The following is a 3,334-nucleotide window of genomic DNA, read 5'->3' as shown; positions in this document are numbered from 1 at the left end:
ACCGTGAAATTGCCGCAGAGCATGGTCGAGAGCGGCTTTGCACGGCCGCCGTGACGAATGAAGCCAAGACGCGGCGACAATCGATCGATATCCGTGATCCGCAAAGGCTCGGCCCGGCGATCCGAATAAAACACATGGGGCTCTCCGCGCGTGATGACGACAAAGTCGCCCCCAGTCATCTGGATTTCCTGCTCCTGCCCGACCGCAAGGGTCGCTGAGCCCTGGCTGAGATAGTGAAACAGAGCGTAGGGACGCTGCGGCAACTCAAGACGCCAGGGATGGCCCAGCTCGAAGTGAAAGAGCAGCGTCCCGCTGAGACGTATGCGATCGAGCACTTGGGCGAGTATGTCCATGTCGCCGACATTAGATCGGTGGACGATTGGACACAACATCTGGACGATTGATCTCTATCGTCCGGAAGGTCCGCGGAATAGGTCATGGCGCGGCGGGCCGACGATGAGCGGCAACCATTTCGCGAACAGCAGATGGAAGAACCGCGACCTCTCTGGAAACGCCTGTCCATTCCACCGGACTGCATCAGTCCGACATGCCAACAGGAACATTCAATGATAAATAACCTCCTCTCACTAGCCACCGTACTTCTGGCCGGAACGACATTGGTCAGCTCCGTCCGTTCCGCCGAATTGCCCAAGGGCGCTGCCCACAACATCGTGCTCGTGCACGGCGCTTTCGTGGATCAGACGAGCTGGCAGCCCGTTGCCGATATTCTCACGAAGAAAGGCTACAACGTCACGCTCGTCGAGAATCCGCTCACCTCCCTTGCTGCTGATGTTGATGCCACCAAGCAGGCGCTCGCAAAGCAGGACGGCAGGACGGTTCTGGTCGGCCACTCATGGGGCGGCGTGGTGATCACCCAAGCCGGCAACGATCCCAAGGTGTCGGCGCTGGTCTATGTTTCCGCCTTTGCGCCGGAGATAGGTGAATCCCTGGCGTCGCTGGCAAACGCCGGCCCGCCCACCGAAGGCGGCAATGCGATCCATCCCGACTCGAAGGGCAATTTGTACATCGATCCGAAGGTCTTTCCGTCAGCCGTCGCGGCTGACCTTCCTCCCGAAATCGCTGAGCACCTGGCCAATTCGCAGCTGCCATTGAACCACGTTGCGTTCGAAGCCCCCGTCGACGTGGCCGCCTGGCGTGACAAGCCAACGTTCTACGTGATCAGCACCAAGGACAAGGTCATCGCACCCGAGGCCCAAAAGCTTTTCGCATCCAGGATGAAGGCGCAGACGACGGAAGTCGCCGGCAGTCATGCTTCGCTCGTCGTTCATGCCGATGCAGTCGCGGCGGTGATCGAAAAGGCCACACTCGCGAAGTGACGGTACCGCTCCCGGCGTGTTCGTGCCGGGAGCGCTCATGCCGCGTTCCGACGCAATCAGAGGCACTCGATCCATAAGAGTAGTTACGGAGGACCAATGACAATCGCTAAAATCGAGGTGGAGCGTTTCAGCCTCACGAGCTTAAAACCATTCGATGCTGTTGTGGCCGCGCTCAAGTCGGCGGTCGGGCAACCCGACATGGTCGAATTCTTCAAGGAGACGAAGGCGACGAAATCCTTCCCGGATTTGCAACGCGTCGTACATGCTGGCCTCGGCCGAACGGGCCTGATGCTCTTCGCTGAATTTGACTTGGGCGACATTCTGCGTCGCGAAGCCGGCTCCACGACACCCAAGATCATACGGATTGTGATCGGCAATCCGCTGATCATGAAAGAAATGGTCAAGCACGTGCCCGATGCTGGCTCCTATGCTCCAGTCACAGTGCTGATCGATGAGCGTCCCGATGGCGTGCACATCTCTTATGACAAGATGGAGAGCTATCTGCTGCGCTATGGCAGCTCCGAAGCCCTTGCCGTCGCCCGAGATCTCGATGCGAAGATCATGACCTTGCTACGCGAATGTGCGAGCTAAAGCGGATGACGTCTTGGGCCGATGGACGAGGGTAACTCACACCAATTCGACGAACGCGACGGGCGTGGTCATGACGCGAGCCAGACACCGGAAGGAAAATTCCTGCATATACAAGACACTTCTTGTCACTCTCACCGCCTCGACAGGCTTGCGGGAAACGACCTTGCCTTCATCCAACTCGCATCTATCCAGCTATGGCTGGCCGCGCGTTATGCGTCCACGTCCTAGGTCAAATTCCTCGTGCTCAATCAACATGGCTGCGTCCCACCTTCGCTTTGAACCAAAAGCGGAATTGGTCTACTTTACATCGCACCCGGCTTCGAAGAACGGCGGATCACGCTTCGCTGATCCGCCCTACTGAGCGTCGTATGCAGAATTTGCGGTGACTCGCCGTCAGCTACATCACGCCCCGGGACAGCCATGGATACGTCATGCGGTCTCTGAGCCTGTCGATCGCTCGGTGAGGGGCGATGAAGTCGATCTCAGCGCGCGTCAAGCCGATATCCATCAGCTCTCTGTCGCTCAGGTCGCACAAGTCGTACAAGCTGGCGCGTAAACTCTGGCGTTGGCGCCGCTCCTGAAGCGCACGCCAACATCGCTTGAACAGGCTCAAGATGCCCGGCGCCGATACGGCCGGTGGTCCAGCCGCATCCTTTTCAGACAAGGCGTCTCTCAACGCTGCGATGGACGCATCGGGGCGCACCGCTCGCAAAGCGTCGTCCGTGGCGACTTTCAGCAACGCGACGGAGAGGCCGAGCCGTGCGGCATCGCGCCCGGTCTCGGGTGTGAGGTTCGTCTGGTGGGGTGGCATCGGATGCTCCTGCTGTTGTGCCGGCAGGAGCGTGGCCAAACAAAAGGCCCCGTCCGATGCCGGCGGGGCCTGGTGAAAAGATCGCTGCGTCGAATTCCTAGCGCACGACTCCCTCCATGGCCCAACGGAAGCGGGTCATGTGTTTACGGTTCGTGATGCGCACGACGTTGATCATGCTACTTAGTTACCACAGCGATCGCGCAAGATCAAGGGACCTCGCGGTGCCCTTCACCATTGATCCATATCAACGTCGGACAACCCGCGGCGCTCAGGTTCGGTTTGGCCGCGTCGACGCGGCTCCAGTCATATTCGCAAGTGGGACGAGGAGGATCACGATGCATCAGCGAACGGACTCTTTCATCAAGTCCGCAACGATTGCGGGACTGTCCGTCAGCATTTTGTTGGGGCTTGCAGGTGCCACCCTCACCCCGGCACCCGCTAAGGCCGTGATCTACTGCACGTATGTCGGCTACCCCGTCGGCTGCGTGGCGAGGCCTGGCGTCGTGCTCAGGCCTCGTCCGGTGGCGCGAGCTGCGGTCCGCCACAACGTCGGTGGCAACGCAAATGGCGGCGTCAATCGCGTTGGGCGGCGGCG

Annotated in this window: 5 protein-coding genes; 3 read left to right on the top strand and 2 right to left on the bottom strand. The window is 59.7% G+C overall.

All coding sequences use genetic code 11. The annotated features are described in order from the left end of the window. A partial coding sequence (locus BRAS3843_RS24405; RefSeq protein WP_035982620.1) for a cupin domain-containing protein occupies positions 1–353 on the bottom strand: 353 nt, incomplete at its 3' end. A 213-nt stretch (positions 354–566) separates the two neighbouring features. Between BRAS3843_RS24405 and BRAS3843_RS24400 the strand changes: the two genes are divergently transcribed. Together BRAS3843_RS24400 and BRAS3843_RS24395 are read left to right on the top strand one after the other, a co-directional pair. Continuing rightward, the gene (locus tag BRAS3843_RS24400) at positions 567–1,337 is read left to right on the top strand and encodes an alpha/beta hydrolase (RefSeq protein WP_008971751.1); all 771 of its coding nucleotides are present in this window, start codon (positions 567–569) and stop codon (positions 1,335–1,337) included. A gap of 96 nt (positions 1,338–1,433) precedes the next feature. Beyond that, a complete protein-coding gene (locus tag BRAS3843_RS24395) occupies positions 1,434–1,928 on the top strand; it encodes a DUF302 domain-containing protein (RefSeq protein WP_008971750.1) in 495 nt (164 codons plus the stop codon). Positions 1,929–2,325: 397 nt separating this feature from the next. Here the strand turns inward: BRAS3843_RS24395 and BRAS3843_RS24390 are convergent, their stop codons facing one another. Beyond that, positions 2,326–2,778: a DUF1127 domain-containing protein gene (locus BRAS3843_RS24390; RefSeq protein WP_347379588.1), complete on the bottom strand. Its 453-nt coding sequence runs from the start codon at positions 2,776–2,778 to the stop codon at positions 2,326–2,328. 296 nt (positions 2,779–3,074) lie between these two features. Between BRAS3843_RS24390 and BRAS3843_RS41925 the strand changes: the two genes are divergently transcribed. Next, a partial coding sequence (locus BRAS3843_RS41925) for a hypothetical protein (RefSeq protein WP_035982622.1) occupies positions 3,075–3,334 on the top strand: 260 nt, incomplete at its 3' end.

The organism is Bradyrhizobium sp. STM 3843, assembly GCF_000239815.1.
Classification (GTDB): Bacteria; Pseudomonadota; Alphaproteobacteria; order Rhizobiales; family Xanthobacteraceae; genus Bradyrhizobium.
The sequence above is the reverse complement of the archived record's forward strand: the minus strand, read 5'-3'. Positions and strand labels throughout refer to the sequence as shown.